Origin of the sequence: Pseudomonas marginalis, from assembly GCF_008692035.1 — a bacterium.
GTDB classification, from domain to species: Bacteria; Pseudomonadota; Gammaproteobacteria; order Pseudomonadales; family Pseudomonadaceae; genus Aquipseudomonas; species Aquipseudomonas marginalis.
Genome location: NZ_VTFG01000002.1, coordinates 367,999 through 385,269 on the forward strand (window position 1 = coordinate 367,999; position 17,271 = coordinate 385,269).

Here is a 17,271-nt window from a genome sequence, read left to right on the forward strand (position 1 = left end):
TCGCCAGACTGGTTGCACCACGGGTAGCCTGCGCGAATCCTGACCCGCAACAGGCCGGACGGTTAGTAGTCACCGGAAAGTATATCCAGCAATCCCTCGGCAGCCAGACCGGCGGCGGCCACAGTACCGGAGTGCGAGCCGCCACGCACCATGATCGATGTGCCCATCAAAACAGTAAGGCGACCCGAAGGTCGCCTTTTGTCATTGCGCGTACTGCTTGCTCAAGCCCGGCGGCACGCCCTGCACGTCGGTGTCTTCCCAGGGTCCGTTGGGGCTGATGGAGCGGCTCCAGCCGTTGCTCCAGCGGTAGTAGGTGCGCTGGCGGTAGAAGGTGTCGGGCTGGTCGTCGAGCACGTACACCTGCATCTTGCCATCCCAGTGGCTGGCGGCGCCCGGTGGTGGGGCGAAGGTGGGCGATTTGGTCGGCAGTGGCTTCGGCGGCGGGGTCACCGGGCCAGAGGGCCTGGTGCTCGGCTGGGTCGACGGGCCTGACGGTGGGATAGTCGGGCCGGTCGGCGCAGGCGGTGGGCGGTGGACCGCACAGGCGCTCAGGCCCACTACCAGGCTGAGCAGGGTGATGCGTGCAAATGCGGTCATGGGCGTTTCCTCGAAATTACTTGTCCGGACTGTCGATGGTCAGCTGCTGCAGCGCAGTGGTGGTGCTGGCCAGGGGTTGGCTGCGGCCGATCCACTCGCCGGTGGTCGGTTGACCGGCCCGGGATATGCGCGCAACCAGTTGGACTTCGGGGAAGTTGGACAGTTTCAACTGCGGCATCATCGCGTCGGCATCGCCGAGTTCGACGGTGACGGGCAACTCGGCAACGGTGACGCGTTTGGCCGCCAGGGGTGCCGGCGGGCCTTTTACCGCGCGGGCGAAGATGAATACGCTGTCGCTGGGCAAGGCCTTGGCCTTGACCTCGGCGGACAGGTCCACGCGGACGTTCATCACCGCTTTCTGCGCCACGCTACCGCCGCCTTCCTTGAGTTTTTCCGCAGCACGGTCAATGCCGCCTTGCAGCGCCACGCGGGAATTGTCTTGCGGTGGCAGTTGCGCCAGCAGGCGGCTCCAGTAGTCGATGGCCTCTTGATAACGCTGGCCTTCGAAGGCGGCGATACCGAGCAGGCCGAGGCTGGTGACTTCCTTCGGGTCAAGCTTCAAGGCTTCGTCGGTCAGCGCCTGGACCTTGGGCGACCACTGTTTGTTGTCGGCAAAGTACTGCGCCTGGGCCCACTGGCCGAGCAGTTCCGGCTGGCGCCCGGCCAGCGCCACGGTACGCTCGAAGACCTTGGCGGCATCGGCGGAACGGTCCTGGGCCATATAGGCGCGACCGAGGAAGTACAGGCCTTCCGCCGAGTCCGGTTGGGCGGCGGCGGCGCGTTCCAGGCGCCGGGTCATGTCTTCCATGGACACCGGCGGCTGGGAGAATTCGCGGGTCAGTTCAACCTTGTCGCTGGCACCGAAATGCATATACAGGCCCAGGCCAAGCACCGGCACAAGGATGGCGGCGAGCAACGGCATCGGCTTGCCCAGGCGCGATTCGCGGGGCTTTTCCACGCCTTCGGTGTCGGCCAGCAGCTCGCGGGCGGCTTCGGCGCGGCCGCTGTCGAGTTGGGCGGCGTTGAGCACGCCTTCGTCCTGCTGCACTTGCAGCTCGGCCACACGTTCTTGGTAAAGCGCCACGTTCAGCGCAGTGCGATCCTCTTCACGCTGGGCACGGCGGCCGCGCAACACAGGGATCAACAGGAAACTCAGGGCAATCAGAAGCAGCAAGCCGGCTGCGAGCCAGAAATCAATCATCAGTCTTGGTGTCCAGCAATTGGTCGAGGCGTTTACGCTCTTCGGGGGATAGCGCGTCGGAACCATCGGTAGGCGCGGCGCGGCGACGGCGGACGATCACGGCCATCACCACCACGCCGGCCAGCAGCAGCCCGGCGGGGCCGAACCAGAGCAGCGCGGTCTTGCCGGTGAGGGCCGGTTTGTAGCGCACGAAATCACCGTAGCGGTCGACCATGAAGTCGATGATCTGCTGGTTGTCCTTGCCCTCCCCCAGCATGCGGAAGATTTCCTTGCGCAGGTCGGCGGCGATGGGCGCGTTGGAGTCGGCGATGTCCTGGTTCTGGCACTTGGGGCAGCGCAGCTCCTTGGTCAATTCGCGGAAACGCTCGCGGTCACCGTCCTTGGCGAATTCGTAAGTGTCGATGGCAGCGTGGGCCACACCGGCCAAGCCCAGCGCCAGCACGGCAGCGGCTAACAGGCGCTTCATGGCTTGGCCTCGTCGACCAGGGCCTGGTACTTGGCGGCCAGTTGCTCGCGCCACACCACTTCGTCGATCACGCCGACGTATTTGTCGCGGATCACGCCCTTGGCGTCGATAAAGAAGGTTTCCGGGGCGCCGTACACGCCGAGGTTCAAACCGAGGTTGCCGTCTTCATCACGGATATCCAGCTGGTAGGGATTGTGGAACTCCGCCAGCCACTTCAAGGCCGCCGCGTTGTCGTCCTTGTAGTTGATGCCGTAGATCACCACGCCCTTCTCGGCCAGCTTGTTCAGCACCGGGTGCTCGACGCGGCAGGAGATGCACCAGGTGCCCCACACGTTGACCAGCGCCGGTTTGCCGAGCAGGTCGGCCTGGGTCAGGGTCTTGTCACCCTGCACGGTCGGCAGGCTGAACGCGGGGAACGGCTTGCCGATCATCGCCGAGGGCAGCTCGGCCGGGTCCAGGTACAAGCCGCGATACAGGAATACCGCCACTACCAGAAACAGGGCCAGCGGCACGACCATCAACCAACGCTTCATACCGCCGCTCCTTGCAGGCCCAGCGCTTCACGCACCCGGCTCTTGACCTTGACCCGATACCGGCGATCCAGTGCCGCGAGCAAACCACCAAAGCCGGTGAGCAAGCCACCGAACCAGATCCAGCGCACAAACGGTTTCACATGCACGCGCACGGCCCAGGCGCCATCGCCCAAGGGTTCACCCAGGGCCACGTAGAGGTCACGGGTGAAACCGGCGTCGATACCGGCTTCGGTCATCATCGAACTCTGCACGGTGTACAGGCGTTTTTCCGGGTGCAGCACGGCGATCTCTTTACCGTTACGCACGACCCGCACGGTGCCTTTGTCTGACGTAAAGTTCGGCCCTTCGAAGTGCCTGGCGCCTTCGAAGATGAACTGGTAACCGGCCAGGTCCATGGACTCGCCCGGCGCCAGGCGCAGGTCGCGCTCGGCACTGTTCTGGCTGGACAGCACCACACCGAGGGCGCACACGGCGATGCCGATGTGGGCGATCTGCATGCCCCAGTAGCTGCGGGTCAGGGTCGGCAGGCCTTTGACCAGGCCTTTGTGGCGGGTCTTGTCGACGATGTCACGCACACCGGCCAGCAGTACCCAGGCGGCGAGCAGGAAGGTGGCGAGCACCGCCCAGTTGAAGTCGCCATAGGCGATACCGGCGACCACGGCCAGGGCCACGCTGCCGAGCAGCACCGGCATCAGCATGCCGGCCAGCCATTTGACCGGGGTGTCCTTCCAGCGCACCAGCACACCGACCGCCATCACCACCATCAACAGCCCCATCAACGGAATAAACAACGCGTTGAAGTACGGCGGGCCGACGGACAGCTTGGCGCCGCTCAGGGCATCCAGCACCAAGGGGTACAAGGTGCCGAGCAGGATCATCGACGCGGCCACCACCAGCACCAGGTTATTGCCCAGCAGCAGGGTTTCCCGCGACCACAGGTTGAAGCCGACCTGGCTCTTGACCACCGGTGCGCGCAGGGCGAACAAAGTGAGGGAGCCGCCGACCACAAACAGCAGGAAGATCAGGATGAACACACCGCGCTCTGGGTCGGACGCAAACGCGTGCACCGAGGTCAACACGCCCGAACGCACGAGGAAGGTGCCGAGTAGGCTGAGGGAAAAGGCCGCGATGGCCAGCAACACGGTCCAGCTCTTGAACACGCCACGTTTTTCGGTGACGGCCAGGGAGTGAATCAGTGCCGTGCCGACCAGCCATGGCATGAACGAGGCGTTTTCCACCGGGTCCCAGAACCACCAGCCACCCCAGCCGAGTTCGTAGTAGGCCCACCACGAACCGAGGGTGATGCCGATGCCGAGGAACGCCCAGGCGACGATGGTCCACGGCCGCGACCAGCGCGCCCAGGCCGCATCGAGACGCCCGCCGAGCAAGGCGGCGATAGCGAAGGCAAAGGCCACGGAAAAACCCACGTAGCCCATGTAGAGCATCGGCGGGTGCACGATCAGGCCGATGTCCTGCAGCAGCGGGTTGAGGTCGTGACCGTCCGCCGGGATCTGCGGCAGGATGCGGGTAAACGGGTTGGAGGTCATGATCAGGAACAGCAGGAAGCCGATGCTGATCATGCCCATCACCGCCAGCACCCGTGCGAGCATGACTTGCGGCAACTGCCGCGAGAACACCGACACCGCGAAGGTCCAGCCGCCGAGGATCAACGCCCACAGCAGCAGCGAGCCTTCGTGGGCGCCCCACACCGCGCTGAACTTGTAGTACCAGGGCAAGGCGCTGTTGGAGTTATTGGCTACATAGGCGACGGAAAAGTCGTCGGTCATAAAGGCGTAGGTCAGGCAGCCAAACGCAAAGACCAGGAACGCACACTGGCCCCAGGCGGCCGGCTGCGCCAGGCTCATCCACAGGCGGTCACCGCGCCAGGCACCGAGCAACGGCACCACTGCCTGGACGATGGCAAAGCACAGGGCGAGGATCATCGCCAACTGGCCCAGTTCCGGAATAAACAATGCAGACGTCATCACTTAGCCCTCCTTGGCGGGGGTGGGTGCGGACTGGCCGCTGTCTTTCAAGGCCTTGGTGACTTCCGGCGGCATGTATTTCTCATCGTGCTTGGCCAGCACTTCATCGGCCACCACCACGCCGTCGGCGTTGAGCTTGCCCAGGGCGACGATGCCCTGGCCTTCGCGGAACAGGTCCGGGAGGATGCCGCGGTAGGTGATGGTCACGGCCTTGTTGAAATCGGTGACCACGAAGGTGACGTCGAGGGAGTCGCCGGAACGCTTCAGCGAGCCCTTCTCCACCATGCCGCCGGCGCGGATGCGCGTGTCCAGCGGCGCTTCGCCGTTGGCGATCTGGGTCGGGGTGTAGAACAGGTTGATGTTCTCCCGCAGGGCGCTCATCGCCAGGCCCACGGCAATACTGACGCCGGCCAGGATGGCAAGGATGATCAACAGACGCTTTCTACGCAGCGGATTCACTTTTCGGTCTCCCGGCGCAGACGACGCGCCTCTTGTTGCAGGTAACGCTTGCGGGCCAGGATCGGCGCGGCGACGTTGAGGGCCAGCACGGCCAGGCAGATGCCATAGGCCGTCCAGACATACAGGCCGTGGTGGCCCATGGCGAGAAAATCACTGAAAGAAGCAAAACTCATCCACGCGCTCCCAGGCAGCTTTGCACTTCGGCCTTGACCCAGCTGGCGCGGGCTTCACGCTTGAGCACTTCGAGGCGCATGCGCATCAGCAGCACGGCGCCGAAGAAGCAGTAGAACCCCAGCACCATCAGCAGCAACGGCGCCCACATTTCCACGGGCATCGCCGGTTTTTCGGTGAGGGTGAAGGTGGCGCCCTGGTGCAGGGTGTTCCACCACTCCACCGAGTACTTGATGATCGGGATGTTGATCACGCCGACAATCGCCAGCACCGCGCAGGCCTTGGCGGCGCTGTCACGATTGCTGATCGCGTTGCCCAGGGCAATAAGACCGAAGTACAGGAACAGCAGGATCAGCATCGACGTTAGTCGCGCATCCCACACCCACCACGAACCCCAGGTGGGTTTGCCCCAGATCGCGCCGGTGACCAGCGCCACGGCGGTCATCCACGCACCGATGGGCGCGGCGCATTGCAGGGCGACGTCCGCGAGTTTCATCTTCCACACCAGGCCGACGACGCCGCACACCGCCAGCATCACGTAGCAGGACTGGGCCAGCATCGCGGCAGGCACGTGGATGTAGATGATGCGAAAGCTGTTGCCTTGCTGGTAGTCCGGCGGTGCAAAGGCCAGGCCCCAGACCAGGCCGATGCCGATCAGCAACACGGCGGCGAGGCTGAACCAAGGCAGCAGTCTGCCACTGATGCCGTAGAACCATTTGGGCGAGCCGAGCTTGTGAAACCAGGTCCAGTTCATTGCTGTTTCCATCACGGTTGCTTCTTGTCTTGGCAAGAAGCGTAGGGTCTTTACTGACTATGCGTATACCGCCCAGTCAGACCTCATTATTCACCGACGCTGATCTTCAGGCCGGCGGCTATAGCAAAGGGTGTCAGGGTTACCGCCAGGGCGGTCAGGCTGCCAAGCCACAGGAGGTAACCGGTCGCCGGCATGCCCATGAGCGCGGCTTGCAACGCGCCGCTGCCCAGGATCAGTACCGGGATGTACAAAGGCAGAATCAACAGGGCCAGTAACAGGCCACCCCGTTTCAAGCCGACGGTCAACGCGGCACCCACCGCCCCCAACAGGCTGAGTACCGGGGTGCCGAGCAGCAGGCTCAGCAACAGGATCGGCAGGCATTCGCCGGGCAATCCCAGCATCATCGCCAGCAGTGGCGAGAGCAAGACTAGCGCCAGGCCGGAAAAAGCCCAGTGTGCCAGTACCTTGGCCAGGACCAGAAGTGGCAGGGGGTGCGACGAAAGGACCCACTGTTCGAGGGAACCGTCTTCGAAATCACTGCGAAACAGCCCGTCCAGCGAGAGCAGGACGGACAAAAGGGCCGCGACCCACACCAGTCCCGGAGACAAGGTTTGCAACAGTTTAGTCTCCGGGCCGACCGCCAACGGGAACAACGCAATCACGATGGCAAAGAACACCAGCGGGTTGGCCAGTTCGGCCGGGCGGCGGCACAGCAAGCGGGCTTCGCGGGCGATCAACAGGGCAAACACACTCATACCGACCACCGCCCCAGGTCGAGGTCGCGGTAACCGCCGGGCATGCGCGCCAGGGTGTGGTGGGTGGTGAGCACCACCTGGCCGCCCTGCTCGCAGTGCTGCGCCAGGTGCTGTTCCAATTGGGTGACGCCTTGTTTGTCGAGGGCGGTGAAGGGTTCGTCGAGAATCCACAGCGGCGGGCCAGGCAGGTACAGGCGCGCCAGGGCCACGCGGCGCTGCTGGCCGGCGGACAGGGTGTGGCAGGGAACGTCTTCGAACCCCTTGAGGCCGACGGCGGCCAGGGCTTGCCAGATGGCGTCGCGGGTCGCGGGATGATGCAGGGCGCTGAGCCAACTGAGGTTTTCTTCGGCGGTGAGCACATCCTTGATCCCGGCGGCGTGGCCGATCCAGATCAGGTTGCGTGCCAGTTCGGTGCGTTGTTCGTCGAGGGGCCTGCCGTTGAGTCGCACTTCACCGGCCGTGGGTTGCATCAGGCCGGCCAGCAGGCGCAGCAAACTGGTCTTGCCGCTGCCGTTGGGGCCGCTGATCTGCACCATGTCGCCGCCCGCCACACGCAGGTCGAGGTGCTCGAACAGCAGGCGCAGGTCGCGTTCACAGGAGAGCGCTACGGCTTCAAGAAGAGGGCTGGTCAAGAGATCACGGGCCTTTACGGTTCAAGTCGGCGGTGCAGCGGCCGTTATAGAAAGAAGCACAATAACGGCTTTGGCGACCGATTTTAGAGAGCTGGATCAAATAGTTGTGAGGTTTTTACCGCTCTCTTTGCAGACGGGCGGCATTATACATGCGATGCCCTACGCTAAAGAGGGCTATTTCCCCAGAGACGATGCGCACGATGACCGGCGAGATCAACCTTCCTACGCTTCCTCCCACCCCGGCAACCGGGCAAAGCCCTGCGCCTGCGCCCGGGGCGCTGCTGAAACTGCTGGAGCCGCAGATCGGGCTGATCGACCCGGGCAAAACCGTGAATGCCGAGGTGCTCGCCCTGAAACAAGGCGGTGAGGCGTTTCAGCTGTTGCTCAAGCTGACCCTTGAAGGCGGCCGCCAGACGCTGGTGCAAGCCAGCAGCCCACAACCCTTGCCGTTGGGCAGCAATGTGGCCGTGAGCCAGACGCCCGCAGGCAACCTGGCCATCAGCCTGCAACAAGCCCTGAGCGCCAATGTTGCCGCCCTCACCCGTATCGATACGGCCAGGATGCCGGAAGGCACACTGCTGCAGGCCAAGGTGCTGACCACCCAGGCCATGCCCCAAGGCAGCGCGCAGCCGGCGATCTACCGTTCGTTGGTGACCGTACTCAATAGCGCCCTGGCCGGCGCGACCCTGACACTGGAAAGCCCGCAACCGTTGCGCGTGGGCAGCTTGCTCAGCGCCGTGGTGCAGAACGCGCAAACCCTGAATTTTGTGCCGTTGAGCGGGCTCAAGGATCAACTGGCCGTCACCCAGCAACTGGCGACCCAGCAAAGTCGCCAGGGCTCCCTGGATGCGGTGTTCACGGCGTTGCAAAATCTGCCCCGCGGCGACAGCACCTCCGCCGACCTTCGCGCTGCCGCCGACCGTTTGCTGGCGGCCTTGCCCGACCTGGCACAGGTGAGCAACCCCAAGGTGCTGGCCCAGGTGATCCAGAACAGCGGCGCCTTTCTTGAAGCCAAGTTACTCGCCGGGCAAAACCCGCAGGTGCCACCGCTGGATATGAAGGGCGCGCTGCTGCGCCTGGTCGCCGACCTGCTGCCCGCCCTGCCCGCGAGCACCAACCTGAATGCCATTCTTGCCGCCAACACCCTGGCCCAGGTGCTGCCCAACTTTGTGCGCAGCCCATTGGGCACCCTCGGCCAGGTCGGCGCGCGGCAGGCGCCGGTCAGCTTCCCACTGCCGGAGCGGCTGATGGCGAAACTGGAGGGCGAAGGCGACCTGGAAAACCTGCTGCGCCTGGCCGCCGGGGCCATTTCCCGCCTGCAGAGCCACCAGCTGTCGAGCCTGGAGCAAACCGGCACCACCGCCGATGGCCGCCTGCAAACCACCTGGCAGTTGGAGATCCCCATGCGCACCCTGCAGGACATCGTGCCGTTGCAGGTCAAGTTCCAGCGCGAAGAGCCGGCGCCGGACAAGGACCAGCCCGAACGCAAGGATTCCAAGGAGCCCAAACAGATGCTCTGGCGCGTCGAACTGGCCTTCGACATGGAGCCCCTGGGGCCGTTGCAGGTCCAGGCGCAACTGACCCAGGGCAAGCTGTCCAGCCAACTGTGGGCAACCCGCGCTTTCACCGCCAGCCTGATCGAAAGCCATTTGGGCAGCCTGCGCGAGCGCCTGGTGTCGTCGGGGCTGAATGTCGGCGACCTGGACTGCCACCTGGGCACCCCGCCACGCGGGCCGAAAACCGGACTGGAACAACGCTGGGTGGATGAAACCGCATGAACAACGCCAACCCGCCACGCCAGGCGATTGCCCTCAAGTACGACGGCCAGCAGGCGCCGACCCTGACCGCCAAGGGCGACGATGCCCTGGCCGAAGCCATCCTCAAGTTGGCGCGGGAAAATGAAGTGCCGATCTATGAAAATGCCGAGCTGGTGAAACTGCTGGCACGCATGGAACTGGGCGACAGTATTCCGGAGGAGTTGTACCGCACCATCGCCGAGATCATTGCATTTGCCTGGACGTTGAAGGGCAAGTTCCCGGTGGGCTATGACCCGGATGCGCGGCCGGTGGAGCGGGATGTGACCGAGCGTGGCGACGATTACTGAATCGTCGCACCGCCCCTCCCACATTTGGATCCGCGGTCAGTTGAGCAATTCGCTTAGCGGAATGAAACTGACCCGATCACCCACCTCCAGCGTCGTCCCTTCCAACACCTCCACAAACCCCTCCGCCCACGCCGCGCTGCGCAGCACGCCGGAGCTCTGGTTGCGGTAGATGATCGCCTTGCCCTGTTCGATGCGCCCGCGCAGATACTCGCGGCGGTTGCCCGGCTTGGGCCAGGTGAACCCCACCGGCACGTCGAAACGCAGCGGCTCCACGTCTGCCACACCCTGGCGGCGCAGCAAGTAGGGGCGCGCCAACAGCGCAAAGGTCACCAGGGTCGAGGCCGGGTTGCCCGGCAGGCCGATCACCGGCACGCCACGGAAATGACCAAAGGTCAGGGGTTTGCCCGGCTTGATCGCCAGCTTCCATAACGCCAGCTCACCCTCCTCGCGCAGGGCGATACCGAGGAAATCCGCCTCGCCCACCGACACACCGCCCGTGGACAAAATCAGATCAACCGCGCTCAAGCCTGCCAGGCGCGAACGGGTCTGCTCCAGGTCGTCCGGCAGGATGCCTGCGTCGATGACTTCGCACCCCATGCGCTCAAGCCAAGAACACAACACGCGGCGATTGCTGTTGTAGATCTGGCCCGGACCGAGGGGCAAACCGGGCTCGATCAGCTCATCGCCGGTGGACAACACCGCGACACGCGGGCGGCGGATCACGTCCAGCCGATCGCGGCCAAGGGACGCCGCCAGGCCCAGCTCGATCGGGCCCAGGCGCGTACCGGCCGCGAGCACCAACTCACCGACGGTGGTTTCCTGGCCTTGGGGGCGGATGTTCTGGTTGGGCTGCAACGGTTCGCTGAAGCTCACGCGCTCATCGGCGTGGACCACGGCGTTTTCCTGCATTTCCACGCAGTCCGCGCCTTCCGGTACCGGCGCACCGGTGAAGATGCGTGCACAGGTGCCGGCCGCCAGCGGCTGCGGCGCCTGGCCGGCAAAGATGCGCTGGCTGACGGGCAAGGGTTCACCGGTCCAATCCGCCAGGCGCACGGCGTAACCGTCCATGGCGCTGTTGGGCCAGGGCGGCAGGTCGAGGGTGGAGACCAGGTCCTGGGCCAATACACGGCCGTCGCACTCGGCCAGGGGCAGCACGTGCTGATCGCGGATCGGCGCGGCTTCGGCCATCGCCAGCAGCTGTTGCAAGGCTTGTTCTACCGGCATCAGGGCGCCGGTCTTGCCGGGCTTACCCACGGGATTCACAGGGTTCGGCCAACTTCAGGTGCGGCACGAAGTTGCACGGCCGATGACGGTTATCCAGTTGTTCGGCGAGGATGCCATCCCAACCGGTGCGCACCGCATTGGTGGAGCCCGGCAGGCAGCACACCAGGGTGCCATTGGCCAGGCCGGCCAGTGCACGGGATTGCACGGTGGAGGTGCCGATGTCGGCCACGGAAATCTGGCGGAACAGTTCGCCAAAGCCGTCGACTTGTTTGTCGAGCAGGCAGCCGACCGCTTCGGGGGTGCTGTCGCGGCCGGTGAAGCCGGTGCCGCCGGTGATCAACACCACTTGCACCACGTCTTCGGCAATCCAGTGGGCGACCTGGGCGCGGATCTTGTAGAGGTCGTCCTTGAGCAGCACGCGCTCGGCCAGGTGGTGGCCGGCGGCGGTGAGGCGGTCGACGAAGACCTGGCCCGAGGTGTCGGTGTCCAGGGTGCGGGTGTCGCTGACGGTCAATACCGCGATATTCAGGGGTACGAAGGGTGCATCGGCCTTGGCTTTCATGGCACGGTCCGGTTGTCGAAGGAACGGCCCGATGTTATATCACAGGCCCCTGTTCAGCTGCCTGCGCGGAACCCACATGCCACTCGATTCAATCCCCCTGCCCTGTTCGATCCTGCTGCTGGCCGGTGGCCGCGGCCAGCGCATGGGCGGCCAGGACAAAGGCCTGCTGGACTGGCACGGCCTGCCCTTGATCGCACACGTGCAGCGCCTGGTACGGCCACTGACCGATGACCTGATCATCTCGTGCAACCGCAACCAGGCGCAGTACGCCGCCTATGCCGACCAGCTGGTAAGCGACGACAGCCCGGATTTTCCCGGGCCATTGGCCGGTATCCGCGCGGGACTCGCCGCCGCGCGCCATGGGCACTTGCTGATCCTGCCGTGCGATGTGCCCCATATCGACGCTCGACTCCTCGCCGACCTGCGTGAAACCGCACAACGCCATCCCTTGTTGCCGGTGATGGTGCGCCACGGTGAATTCTGGGAACCCTTGATCTGCATCATCCCCATCGGCCTGCGAACCGAGGTAGAACAGGCCTGGCATGCCGGTGAACGCAGCCCACGGAAGATCCTCCTGCAATTGGGCGGCGTCGGCGTGGAATGCCCAACCGATGACCCGCGCCTGGCCAACCTGAATACACCAGAGCTGTTGCGCCCAAGGTCTGACGTGTCAGAATGAACCTTCGCACAAGGAACTTTGGCGACGTCTCACACGTCTCAAGGTCAGCAATCAAAAAGTATTCTCTTGGAGACAACACCCATGACTCAACGGACCATCGCCGCTCTCATGCTTGCACTGGGCCTGGCTACCCTCGCCGGTTGCGCCTCGCCGACAGTGATCACCCTGAATGACGGTCGCGAAATCCAGGCCGTCGACACCCCGAAATACAACGAAGATTCGGGTTTCTACGAATTCGAACAGCTTGATGGCAAGCGTACCCGCATCAACAAAGATCAGGTTCGCACCGTTAAAGACCTTTAAGCCTCAGCGCTTGCACACAAGGCCCGCCTCGCGCGGGCCTTGTCGTTTCCGGGGGTTACCAGTCGAGGGTGATCTGGCTGCGGAAATGGCGTTCCTCACCGGTGACGGGGTCGATAAACCGCACGCCCTGGGCCAGCAGCTTGAGGGGATTGGCGTAATCGTCCACGGCATCCTTGATCACGTCCGGGTAGAACGGATCGTTGCAGATGCTCGCCCCCAGCGCGGTCATGTGCACGCGCAGCTGGTGCTTCTTGCCGGTCACGGGAAACAGGCCGTAGCGCCATAAGTCGCCGTTCTTTTCCCGCACCTCCACGGCTGTTTCGGTGTTGCTGGCGCCAGGGCCTTCCTGCATGCGGAAGAACGGTTCGCCATCCACCAGGCGGCTTTTGTGTAGCAACGGGAATGTCAGTCCCGGTAAGGCCGGGGCAATGGCTTCGTAGAATTTATCGATCCGGCGCGTGGGAAACAGCTGCTGATAGGCCGAGCGGCTGGCCGGGTTGGCCGAGAACAACACCAGCCCGGCGGTGTGTCGATCGATGCGGTGCAGGGGCACCAGCGCCGGGTTGTCCAGGCGGCGAATCAGGCGGCGCAGCAGGGTTTGCTCGACGTACTCGCCGGCCGGGGTCACGGGCAGGAAGTGCGGTTTGTCCGCCACCACCAGGTGCTCGTCGGCGTAGAGGATGGTTTCCTGCACCGGGATGACTTTTTCGTTGGGGACTTCACGGAAGTAATAGATGCACAGGCCTTCCCTGTAGGCCAGGTCCAGGGGGATCGGGCTGCCAGTGACATCCAGCACCCGCCCACGGGCGATGCGGTCCAGCCAGTGTTCGCGACTGATCGCCGCAAAGTGCTCGCACAGGCACTCCAGCACCGTCGCCCAGGGGCCAGGTGGCAGGTACAGGGTGCTGGCCTGGTGCTGGGACGCGGAAAAAGCGGATGTGGACATGCTCGAAGCCTTGAAAAAACAGGCGGGCATTATCCCGCATCAAGCGGGATGAAACCTAGGGCGGATCTCAGGCCTTGGCCAATTCCGCGCGCAGGATCGGCGAAGCACTCGCCGCCTCGGTGAACTCCTTGAGCCAGCGCAGCACGTCTACCGCTTCCCAGCGGCCGGGATCGTACAACGCGTACAACAGACCCTGGTAACCCACCACATCGAGCTGCTTGTGATAACCGGCGCGCTGGAACAACGCCTCGATCTCGGCAAAGCAGGTATTGAAATGCACTTTGTTAAACGGCGTCTTGCCTTCCGTGACCAGGCCGTCGAGGCGCAGCTCGTTCACCGCGTCGCGCACGACATCGGCAGACATGCGATTGACGCTGCTTTTCAGTTGTTCAACATTCACCACGGGCGTTCCCTCTATTCAATCGCTGTACAAACATACAGTAACGTAATATTCGGAAACCCGCCATCGCATAAACGTCAGCGCAGGAAGGCGACAACCTGATCCGCATCGAAGGGCCAATCCAGTTCAGCCCCCGTGTCCACCCGCCGAAGCACCGGAATCCTTAGGCCGTAGGCGTCGGTCAGGTCGTCGGGGTCGGTGATATCAACCAACTCGACCAGCAACCCGCGTTCGACGAGCGGCATGATTTCGGCTTCGGCAATTTCACAAAGATGGCAACCCAGGGTGCCGAACAACTGGCATTCAGGAAGCATGACGAATGGCCCTGATCAGTAAGTAGACAAGCATTCTAAGCCTGACAAAAACCTGTGGCGAGCGGGCTTGCCACAGGTACAGCGTTCGCTCTCCGGAAATCCGCCGGCCACAATAAACCCTGACCCAGATCACCATGGCCTATAACTGATTCAGCGATTCTCGCGGCTTTTTGCCCGCTCCCCCTGCAACGGAGATGCTTGTGTTCGCCAACCTGCTGATCATTCTGGCCTCATCCCTGGTGGTGATTGCGCTGTTTCGCCGGCTGCAACTGCCACCCGTGCTGGGCTACCTGTGCGTGGGCCTGGCCGTGGGGCCGACGGCCCTGGACTGGGTGAATGACAGCGAAGAACTGCCCGACCTCGCCGAACTGGGCGTGGTGTTCCTGCTGTTCTCACTGGGCCTGGAGTTTTCCCTGACCAGGATGCTCGCCCTGCGCCGCGTGGTGTTTGGCCTGGGCAGCTTGCAGGTGCTGGGGTGCAGCGTGCTGCTGGGGGGCCTGTTGATGGCCTTCGGTGTGGCGCCGGGCATCGCCTTGTTGCTGGGTGCGGGGCTGGCGCTGTCGTCCACGGCGATCGTCAGCAAGGAACTGACCAGCCTCGGCGAAATCTTCAGCAGCCATGGCCAGAATGCGATCGGCGTGTTGCTGTTCCAGGATGTGGTGGCGGTGTTGCTGCTGACGCTGGTGCCGGTGTTCGCCGGCAGCAGCGAACAGGCCTGGTACTGGGCGTTGCCGCTGACGCTGGGCAAAACCGTGGTGTTGTTCGTGGGCCTGTTGCTCGCCAGCCGCTGGTTATTGCCGCGCTTGTTTCATGAGGTCGCCGCCTCCCATTCGGCGGAGCTGTTTGTGCTGCTGGCGCTGGTGATCGTCTTGCTGACCGCCTGGCTCACCCACTTGCTGGGCCTCTCCCCTGCCCTCGGTGCCTTCCTGGCCGGCATGCTGCTGGGCGAAAGCCATTACCGCCATCAGATCGAAGCGGATATCCGGCCCTTTCGCGACATCCTGCTGGGGCTGTTTTTCGTCAGCATCGGCATGCTCATCGACCTGCAGTTGTTCGTCAGCCACAGCCTGTTGATCCTCGGCATGACCCTCGCGCTGATGCTGATCAAAGGCAGTGTGGTGGCCGCGCTGGTCAAGCTGCGCGGCAGCGACAGTGAAACCGCCTGGCGCACCGGCCTGGCCCTGGCCCAGGGCGGTGAGTTCTGTTTCGCCCTGATGGCGCAGATGCAACAGAGCCGGCTTATACCCGATGAGTTCAACGGTTTGCTGCTCGCCGCGACGTTCTGTTCGATGCTGTTGACCCCACTGCTGCTGCGCGCCGCGCCGGCGATTGCCCTGCGCCTGCACCGCAAGCCCAACCAACAGGTGCAACTTGAAGAAATTGCCGCCCTCAATGCGCAATTACACGGGCATGCGGTCATCTGCGGCTATGGCCGGGTCGGGCAATCCATCGGGCGCTTTCTGCGCAATGAGCAACAGGCGTTCATCGCCCTGGATGACGACCCGGAACGGGTCCAGGAAGCCGCCACCGAAGACAGCAGCGTGCATTACGGTGACTGTCGCCGTGGCGCCTTGCTCAGTGCCGTGGGCCTGGAACGCGCGCGCCTGGTGGTGATTGCCGTGGACAACAGTGATGTGGCCCTGGCGGTGCTCAAGGAAGCCCGCCATATCAACCCCGACGTGCCGATCCTGGTGCGCACCCGCGATGACAGCCAGTGGGCTGAATTGAAAGCCGCGGGCGCCAGCGAAGTGGTGCCCGAGCTGCTGGAGTCAAGCCTGATGCTCGCCTCCCACGCCTTGATCCTGCTGGGCCTGCCGGACCAACAGGTGCAGGCGCGGGTCGATGAAGTCCGGCATAACCGCTATCGCCTGCTGCACGGTTTCTACACGCACCCGAGCACCGACGAAGAGGCGCCGATCAATCCTGACTGACCGCACCGATCTTGTGGATCGACAGATCTGCGCCGTAATACTCCTCTTCCTGGCTCAGGCGCAGCCCGTGCACGCGCTTGATCACGCCGTACACCAGCAGGCCGCCGCCAAACGCGACGACCACACCGAGCCCCGTACCGATCAATTGGCTGATCAGGCTCACACCGCCCAGTCCACCCAGCGCGGTCTGACCAAAGATGCCGCAGGCAATCCCGCCCCATACACCGCACAGGCCATGCAGTGGCCACACCCCCAGCACATCGTCGATCTTCCAGCGGTCCTGGGCGGCGATAAAGCACCACACAAACAACCCGCCCGCGACCACGCCGGTGACCAGCGCGCCCACCGGATGCATCAGGTCGGAACCCGCGCAAATCGCTACCAGCCCGGCCAACGGACCGTTATGCAGGAAGCCGGGGTCGTTGCGGCCGATCACCAGGGCGGCGACGGTGCCGCCGACCATGGCCATCAGCGAGTTCACCGCCACCAGGCCGCTGACGCCGTCCAGGGTTTGCGCGCTCATCACGTTAAAGCCGAACCAGCCGACAATCAGGATCCACGAGCCCAACGCCAGGAACGGAATGCTCGACGGCGCGAATGCCACCAGGCGCCCTTCGCGGTAGCGCCCATTGCGCGGGCCCAGCAGCAGCACCGCCGCCAGCGCCAGCCAGCCGCCCATGGCATGCACCACCACAGAGCCGGCAAAGTCATGGAAGCTGGCGCCGAACGCCTTGAGCAACCAGGCCTGCAAACCGAAATTGCCGTTCCATACCATGCCTTCGAAAAACGGGTAGATAAACGCCACGATCAACGCGGTGGCGCACAACTGCGGAGCGAACTTTGCGCGCTCCGCAATACCGCCGGAGATGATCGCCGGGATCGCTGCCGCAAACGTCAGCAGGAAGAAGAACTTCACCAGGCCATAACCATGGTCGGCGCTGATCACGGCCGCCGGTTGCATGAAGCTCACCCCGTAGGAGATCCAATAGCCTATAAAGAAATAGGCCAGGGTGGAGATGGCGAAGTCGCTGAGGATCTTCGACAGGGCGTTGACCTGGTTTTTCTGGCGCACCGTCCCGACTTCCAGAAACGCGAAGCCGGCGTGCATGGCCAGGACCATGACCGCACCGATCAGGATAAACAGGGTATTGGAGCTGTGGACCAGAGTGTCCACCGCACTTTGCAGATTTTCCATGGAGGTTGGCAGGCCTGTGTAAAGGCAAAAAGCACCAAAGCGGTTCAAGCCAGGGGTTGC

General features: G+C 63.8%; 21 protein-coding genes and 1 pseudogene. 5 read left to right on the forward strand and 17 right to left on the reverse strand.

From position 1 onward, the window contains the following. Positions 1 to 65 precede the first annotated feature (65 nt). The 11 genes and pseudogenes from FX984_RS33260 to ccmA form a co-directional block, all read right to left on the reverse strand. Positions 66 to 179, reverse strand: a pseudogene (locus FX984_RS33260) (hypothetical protein); the annotation flags it as partial. Between the two features lie 22 nt (positions 180 to 201). After that, complete coding sequence (locus FX984_RS21630; RefSeq protein ID WP_065939950.1) at positions 202 to 597, reverse strand: hypothetical protein; 396 nt, start codon at positions 595 to 597, stop codon at positions 202 to 204. Positions 598 to 613: 16 nt separating this feature from the next. Continuing rightward, complete coding sequence (ccmI, locus tag FX984_RS21635) at positions 614 to 1,798, reverse strand: c-type cytochrome biogenesis protein CcmI (protein ID WP_146478080.1); 1,185 nt, start codon at positions 1,796 to 1,798, stop codon at positions 614 to 616. Further along, positions 1,791 to 2,264, reverse strand: a complete 474-nt coding sequence (locus tag FX984_RS21640; RefSeq protein WP_065901641.1) for a cytochrome c-type biogenesis protein — start codon at positions 2,262 to 2,264, stop codon at positions 1,791 to 1,793. The genes ccmI and FX984_RS21640 overlap by 8 nt, the downstream gene beginning before the upstream one ends. Then, positions 2,261 to 2,797, reverse strand: a complete 537-nt coding sequence (locus tag FX984_RS21645; protein ID WP_010211784.1) for a DsbE family thiol:disulfide interchange protein — start codon at positions 2,795 to 2,797, stop codon at positions 2,261 to 2,263. Before FX984_RS21645 ends, FX984_RS21640 begins: the two co-directional genes overlap by 4 nt. After that, positions 2,794 to 4,782, reverse strand: coding sequence for a heme lyase CcmF/NrfE family subunit (locus FX984_RS21650; protein ID WP_027607027.1), 1,989 nt, complete (start codon positions 4,780 to 4,782; stop codon positions 2,794 to 2,796). The genes FX984_RS21645 and FX984_RS21650 overlap by 4 nt, the downstream gene beginning before the upstream one ends. A gap of 3 nt (positions 4,783 to 4,785) precedes the next feature. After that, positions 4,786 to 5,241, reverse strand: coding sequence for a cytochrome c maturation protein CcmE (ccmE, locus tag FX984_RS21655; protein WP_027607026.1), 456 nt, complete (start codon positions 5,239 to 5,241; stop codon positions 4,786 to 4,788). Beyond that, positions 5,238 to 5,414 carry a heme exporter protein CcmD gene (ccmD, locus tag FX984_RS21660; protein ID WP_003172771.1) on the reverse strand — a complete coding sequence of 59 codons (177 nt, stop codon included), beginning with the start codon at positions 5,412 to 5,414 and terminating at the stop codon, positions 5,238 to 5,240. The genes ccmE and ccmD overlap by 4 nt, the downstream gene beginning before the upstream one ends. Continuing rightward, entirely contained in the window at positions 5,411 to 6,166 is a 756-nt protein-coding gene (locus FX984_RS21665; protein WP_027607025.1) for a heme ABC transporter permease, read from the reverse strand. The genes ccmD and FX984_RS21665 overlap by 4 nt, the downstream gene beginning before the upstream one ends. An 86-nt stretch (positions 6,167 to 6,252) precedes the next feature. Continuing rightward, entirely contained in the window at positions 6,253 to 6,921 is a 669-nt protein-coding gene (gene ccmB / locus FX984_RS21670) for a heme exporter protein CcmB (RefSeq protein WP_027607024.1), read from the reverse strand. Next, positions 6,918 to 7,553 carry a cytochrome c biogenesis heme-transporting ATPase CcmA gene (gene ccmA / locus FX984_RS21675; RefSeq protein ID WP_027607023.1) on the reverse strand — a complete coding sequence of 212 codons (636 nt, stop codon included), beginning with the start codon at positions 7,551 to 7,553 and terminating at the stop codon, positions 6,918 to 6,920. Before ccmA ends, ccmB begins: the two co-directional genes overlap by 4 nt. Before the next feature lie 200 nt (positions 7,554 to 7,753). On the opposite strand from ccmA, the gene fliK reads away from it, so the two are divergent. Both fliK and FX984_RS21685 read left to right on the forward strand, forming a co-directional pair. Beyond that, positions 7,754 to 9,331, forward strand: a complete 1,578-nt coding sequence (fliK, locus tag FX984_RS21680) for a flagellar hook-length control protein FliK (RefSeq protein WP_146478082.1) — start codon at positions 7,754 to 7,756, stop codon at positions 9,329 to 9,331. Next, positions 9,328 to 9,657: an EscU/YscU/HrcU family type III secretion system export apparatus switch protein gene (locus FX984_RS21685; protein WP_027607021.1), complete on the forward strand. Its 330-nt coding sequence runs from the start codon at positions 9,328 to 9,330 to the stop codon at positions 9,655 to 9,657. Before fliK ends, FX984_RS21685 begins: the two co-directional genes overlap by 4 nt. A 36-nt stretch (positions 9,658 to 9,693) precedes the next feature. Here FX984_RS21685 and FX984_RS21690 read toward each other — a convergent pair whose 3' ends face one another. Further along, complete coding sequence (locus FX984_RS21690; protein WP_098480046.1) at positions 9,694 to 10,920, reverse strand: molybdopterin molybdotransferase MoeA; 1,227 nt, start codon at positions 10,918 to 10,920, stop codon at positions 9,694 to 9,696. Further along, positions 10,904 to 11,443 carry a molybdenum cofactor biosynthesis protein B gene (gene moaB, locus FX984_RS21695; protein WP_027607019.1) on the reverse strand — a complete coding sequence of 180 codons (540 nt, stop codon included), beginning with the start codon at positions 11,441 to 11,443 and terminating at the stop codon, positions 10,904 to 10,906. The genes FX984_RS21690 and moaB overlap by 17 nt, the downstream gene beginning before the upstream one ends. Before the next feature lie 76 nt (positions 11,444 to 11,519). Here moaB and mobA point away from each other — a divergent pair, with 76 nt between their 5' ends. After that, positions 11,520 to 12,122 carry a molybdenum cofactor guanylyltransferase MobA gene (gene mobA, locus FX984_RS21700; RefSeq protein WP_065924550.1) on the forward strand — a complete coding sequence of 201 codons (603 nt, stop codon included), beginning with the start codon at positions 11,520 to 11,522 and terminating at the stop codon, positions 12,120 to 12,122. 81 nt (positions 12,123 to 12,203) lie between these two features. Continuing rightward, on the forward strand, positions 12,204 to 12,425 hold the full coding sequence (locus tag FX984_RS21705) for a YgdI/YgdR family lipoprotein (protein WP_010211805.1): 222 nt from the start codon (positions 12,204 to 12,206) through the stop codon (positions 12,423 to 12,425). A 55-nt stretch (positions 12,426 to 12,480) separates the two neighbouring features. Here FX984_RS21705 and FX984_RS21710 read toward each other — a convergent pair whose 3' ends face one another. The 3 genes from FX984_RS21710 to FX984_RS21720 form a co-directional block, all read right to left on the reverse strand. Beyond that, positions 12,481 to 13,371 carry a pseudouridine synthase gene (locus FX984_RS21710; RefSeq protein WP_146478084.1) on the reverse strand — a complete coding sequence of 297 codons (891 nt, stop codon included), beginning with the start codon at positions 13,369 to 13,371 and terminating at the stop codon, positions 12,481 to 12,483. 67 nt (positions 13,372 to 13,438) lie between these two features. Continuing rightward, positions 13,439 to 13,774 carry a hypothetical protein gene (locus tag FX984_RS21715; RefSeq protein ID WP_010565034.1) on the reverse strand — a complete coding sequence of 112 codons (336 nt, stop codon included), beginning with the start codon at positions 13,772 to 13,774 and terminating at the stop codon, positions 13,439 to 13,441. 74 nt (positions 13,775 to 13,848) lie between these two features. After that, on the reverse strand, positions 13,849 to 14,085 hold the full coding sequence (locus FX984_RS21720) for a glutaredoxin family protein (RefSeq protein WP_027607016.1): 237 nt from the start codon (positions 14,083 to 14,085) through the stop codon (positions 13,849 to 13,851). A gap of 194 nt (positions 14,086 to 14,279) precedes the next feature. On the opposite strand from FX984_RS21720, the gene FX984_RS21725 reads away from it, so the two are divergent. Then, entirely contained in the window at positions 14,280 to 16,016 is a 1,737-nt protein-coding gene (locus FX984_RS21725) for a cation:proton antiporter (RefSeq protein WP_146478086.1), read from the forward strand. Here the strand turns inward: FX984_RS21725 and FX984_RS21730 are convergent. After that, the gene (locus FX984_RS21730) at positions 16,003 to 17,211 is read right to left on the reverse strand and encodes an ammonium transporter (protein WP_027607014.1); all 1,209 of its coding nucleotides are present in this window, start codon (positions 17,209 to 17,211) and stop codon (positions 16,003 to 16,005) included. The genes FX984_RS21725 and FX984_RS21730 overlap by 14 nt on opposite strands. Positions 17,212 to 17,271: the final 60 nt, after the last annotated feature.

Bases quoted from the DNA above. Each gene is read 5' to 3' on its own strand.
- FX984_RS21650 (WP_027607027.1), bottom strand. From the start codon at position 4,782: ATGACGTCTGCATTGTTTATTCCGGAACTGGGCCAGTTGGCGATGATC.
- FX984_RS21730 (WP_027607014.1), bottom strand. From the start codon at position 17,211: ATGGAAAATCTGCAAAGTGCGGTGGACACTCTGGTCCACAGCTCCAAT.
- fliK (WP_146478082.1), top strand. From the start codon at position 7,754: ATGACCGGCGAGATCAACCTTCCTACGCTTCCTCCCACCCCGGCAACC.
- FX984_RS21640 (WP_065901641.1), bottom strand. From the start codon at position 2,264: ATGAAGCGCCTGTTAGCCGCTGCCGTGCTGGCGCTGGGCTTGGCCGGT.
- ccmD (WP_003172771.1), bottom strand. From the start codon at position 5,414: ATGAGTTTTGCTTCTTTCAGTGATTTTCTCGCCATGGGCCACCACGGC.
- FX984_RS21720 (WP_027607016.1), bottom strand. From the start codon at position 14,085: ATGCTTCCTGAATGCCAGTTGTTCGGCACCCTGGGTTGCCATCTTTGT.
- FX984_RS21645 (WP_010211784.1), bottom strand. From the start codon at position 2,797: ATGAAGCGTTGGTTGATGGTCGTGCCGCTGGCCCTGTTTCTGGTAGTG.
- mobA (WP_065924550.1), top strand. From the start codon at position 11,520: ATGCCACTCGATTCAATCCCCCTGCCCTGTTCGATCCTGCTGCTGGCC.
- FX984_RS21725 (WP_146478086.1), top strand. From the start codon at position 14,280: ATGCTTGTGTTCGCCAACCTGCTGATCATTCTGGCCTCATCCCTGGTG.
- FX984_RS21665 (WP_027607025.1), bottom strand. From the start codon at position 6,166: ATGAACTGGACCTGGTTTCACAAGCTCGGCTCGCCCAAATGGTTCTAC.
- ccmB (WP_027607024.1), bottom strand. From the start codon at position 6,921: ATGAGTGTGTTTGCCCTGTTGATCGCCCGCGAAGCCCGCTTGCTGTGC.
- FX984_RS21685 (WP_027607021.1), top strand. From the start codon at position 9,328: ATGAACAACGCCAACCCGCCACGCCAGGCGATTGCCCTCAAGTACGAC.
- moaB (WP_027607019.1), bottom strand. From the start codon at position 11,443: ATGAAAGCCAAGGCCGATGCACCCTTCGTACCCCTGAATATCGCGGTA.
- FX984_RS21710 (WP_146478084.1), bottom strand. From the start codon at position 13,371: ATGTCCACATCCGCTTTTTCCGCGTCCCAGCACCAGGCCAGCACCCTG.
- FX984_RS21705 (WP_010211805.1), top strand. From the start codon at position 12,204: ATGACTCAACGGACCATCGCCGCTCTCATGCTTGCACTGGGCCTGGCT.
- FX984_RS21630 (WP_065939950.1), bottom strand. From the start codon at position 597: ATGACCGCATTTGCACGCATCACCCTGCTCAGCCTGGTAGTGGGCCTG.
- ccmI (WP_146478080.1), bottom strand. From the start codon at position 1,798: ATGATTGATTTCTGGCTCGCAGCCGGCTTGCTGCTTCTGATTGCCCTG.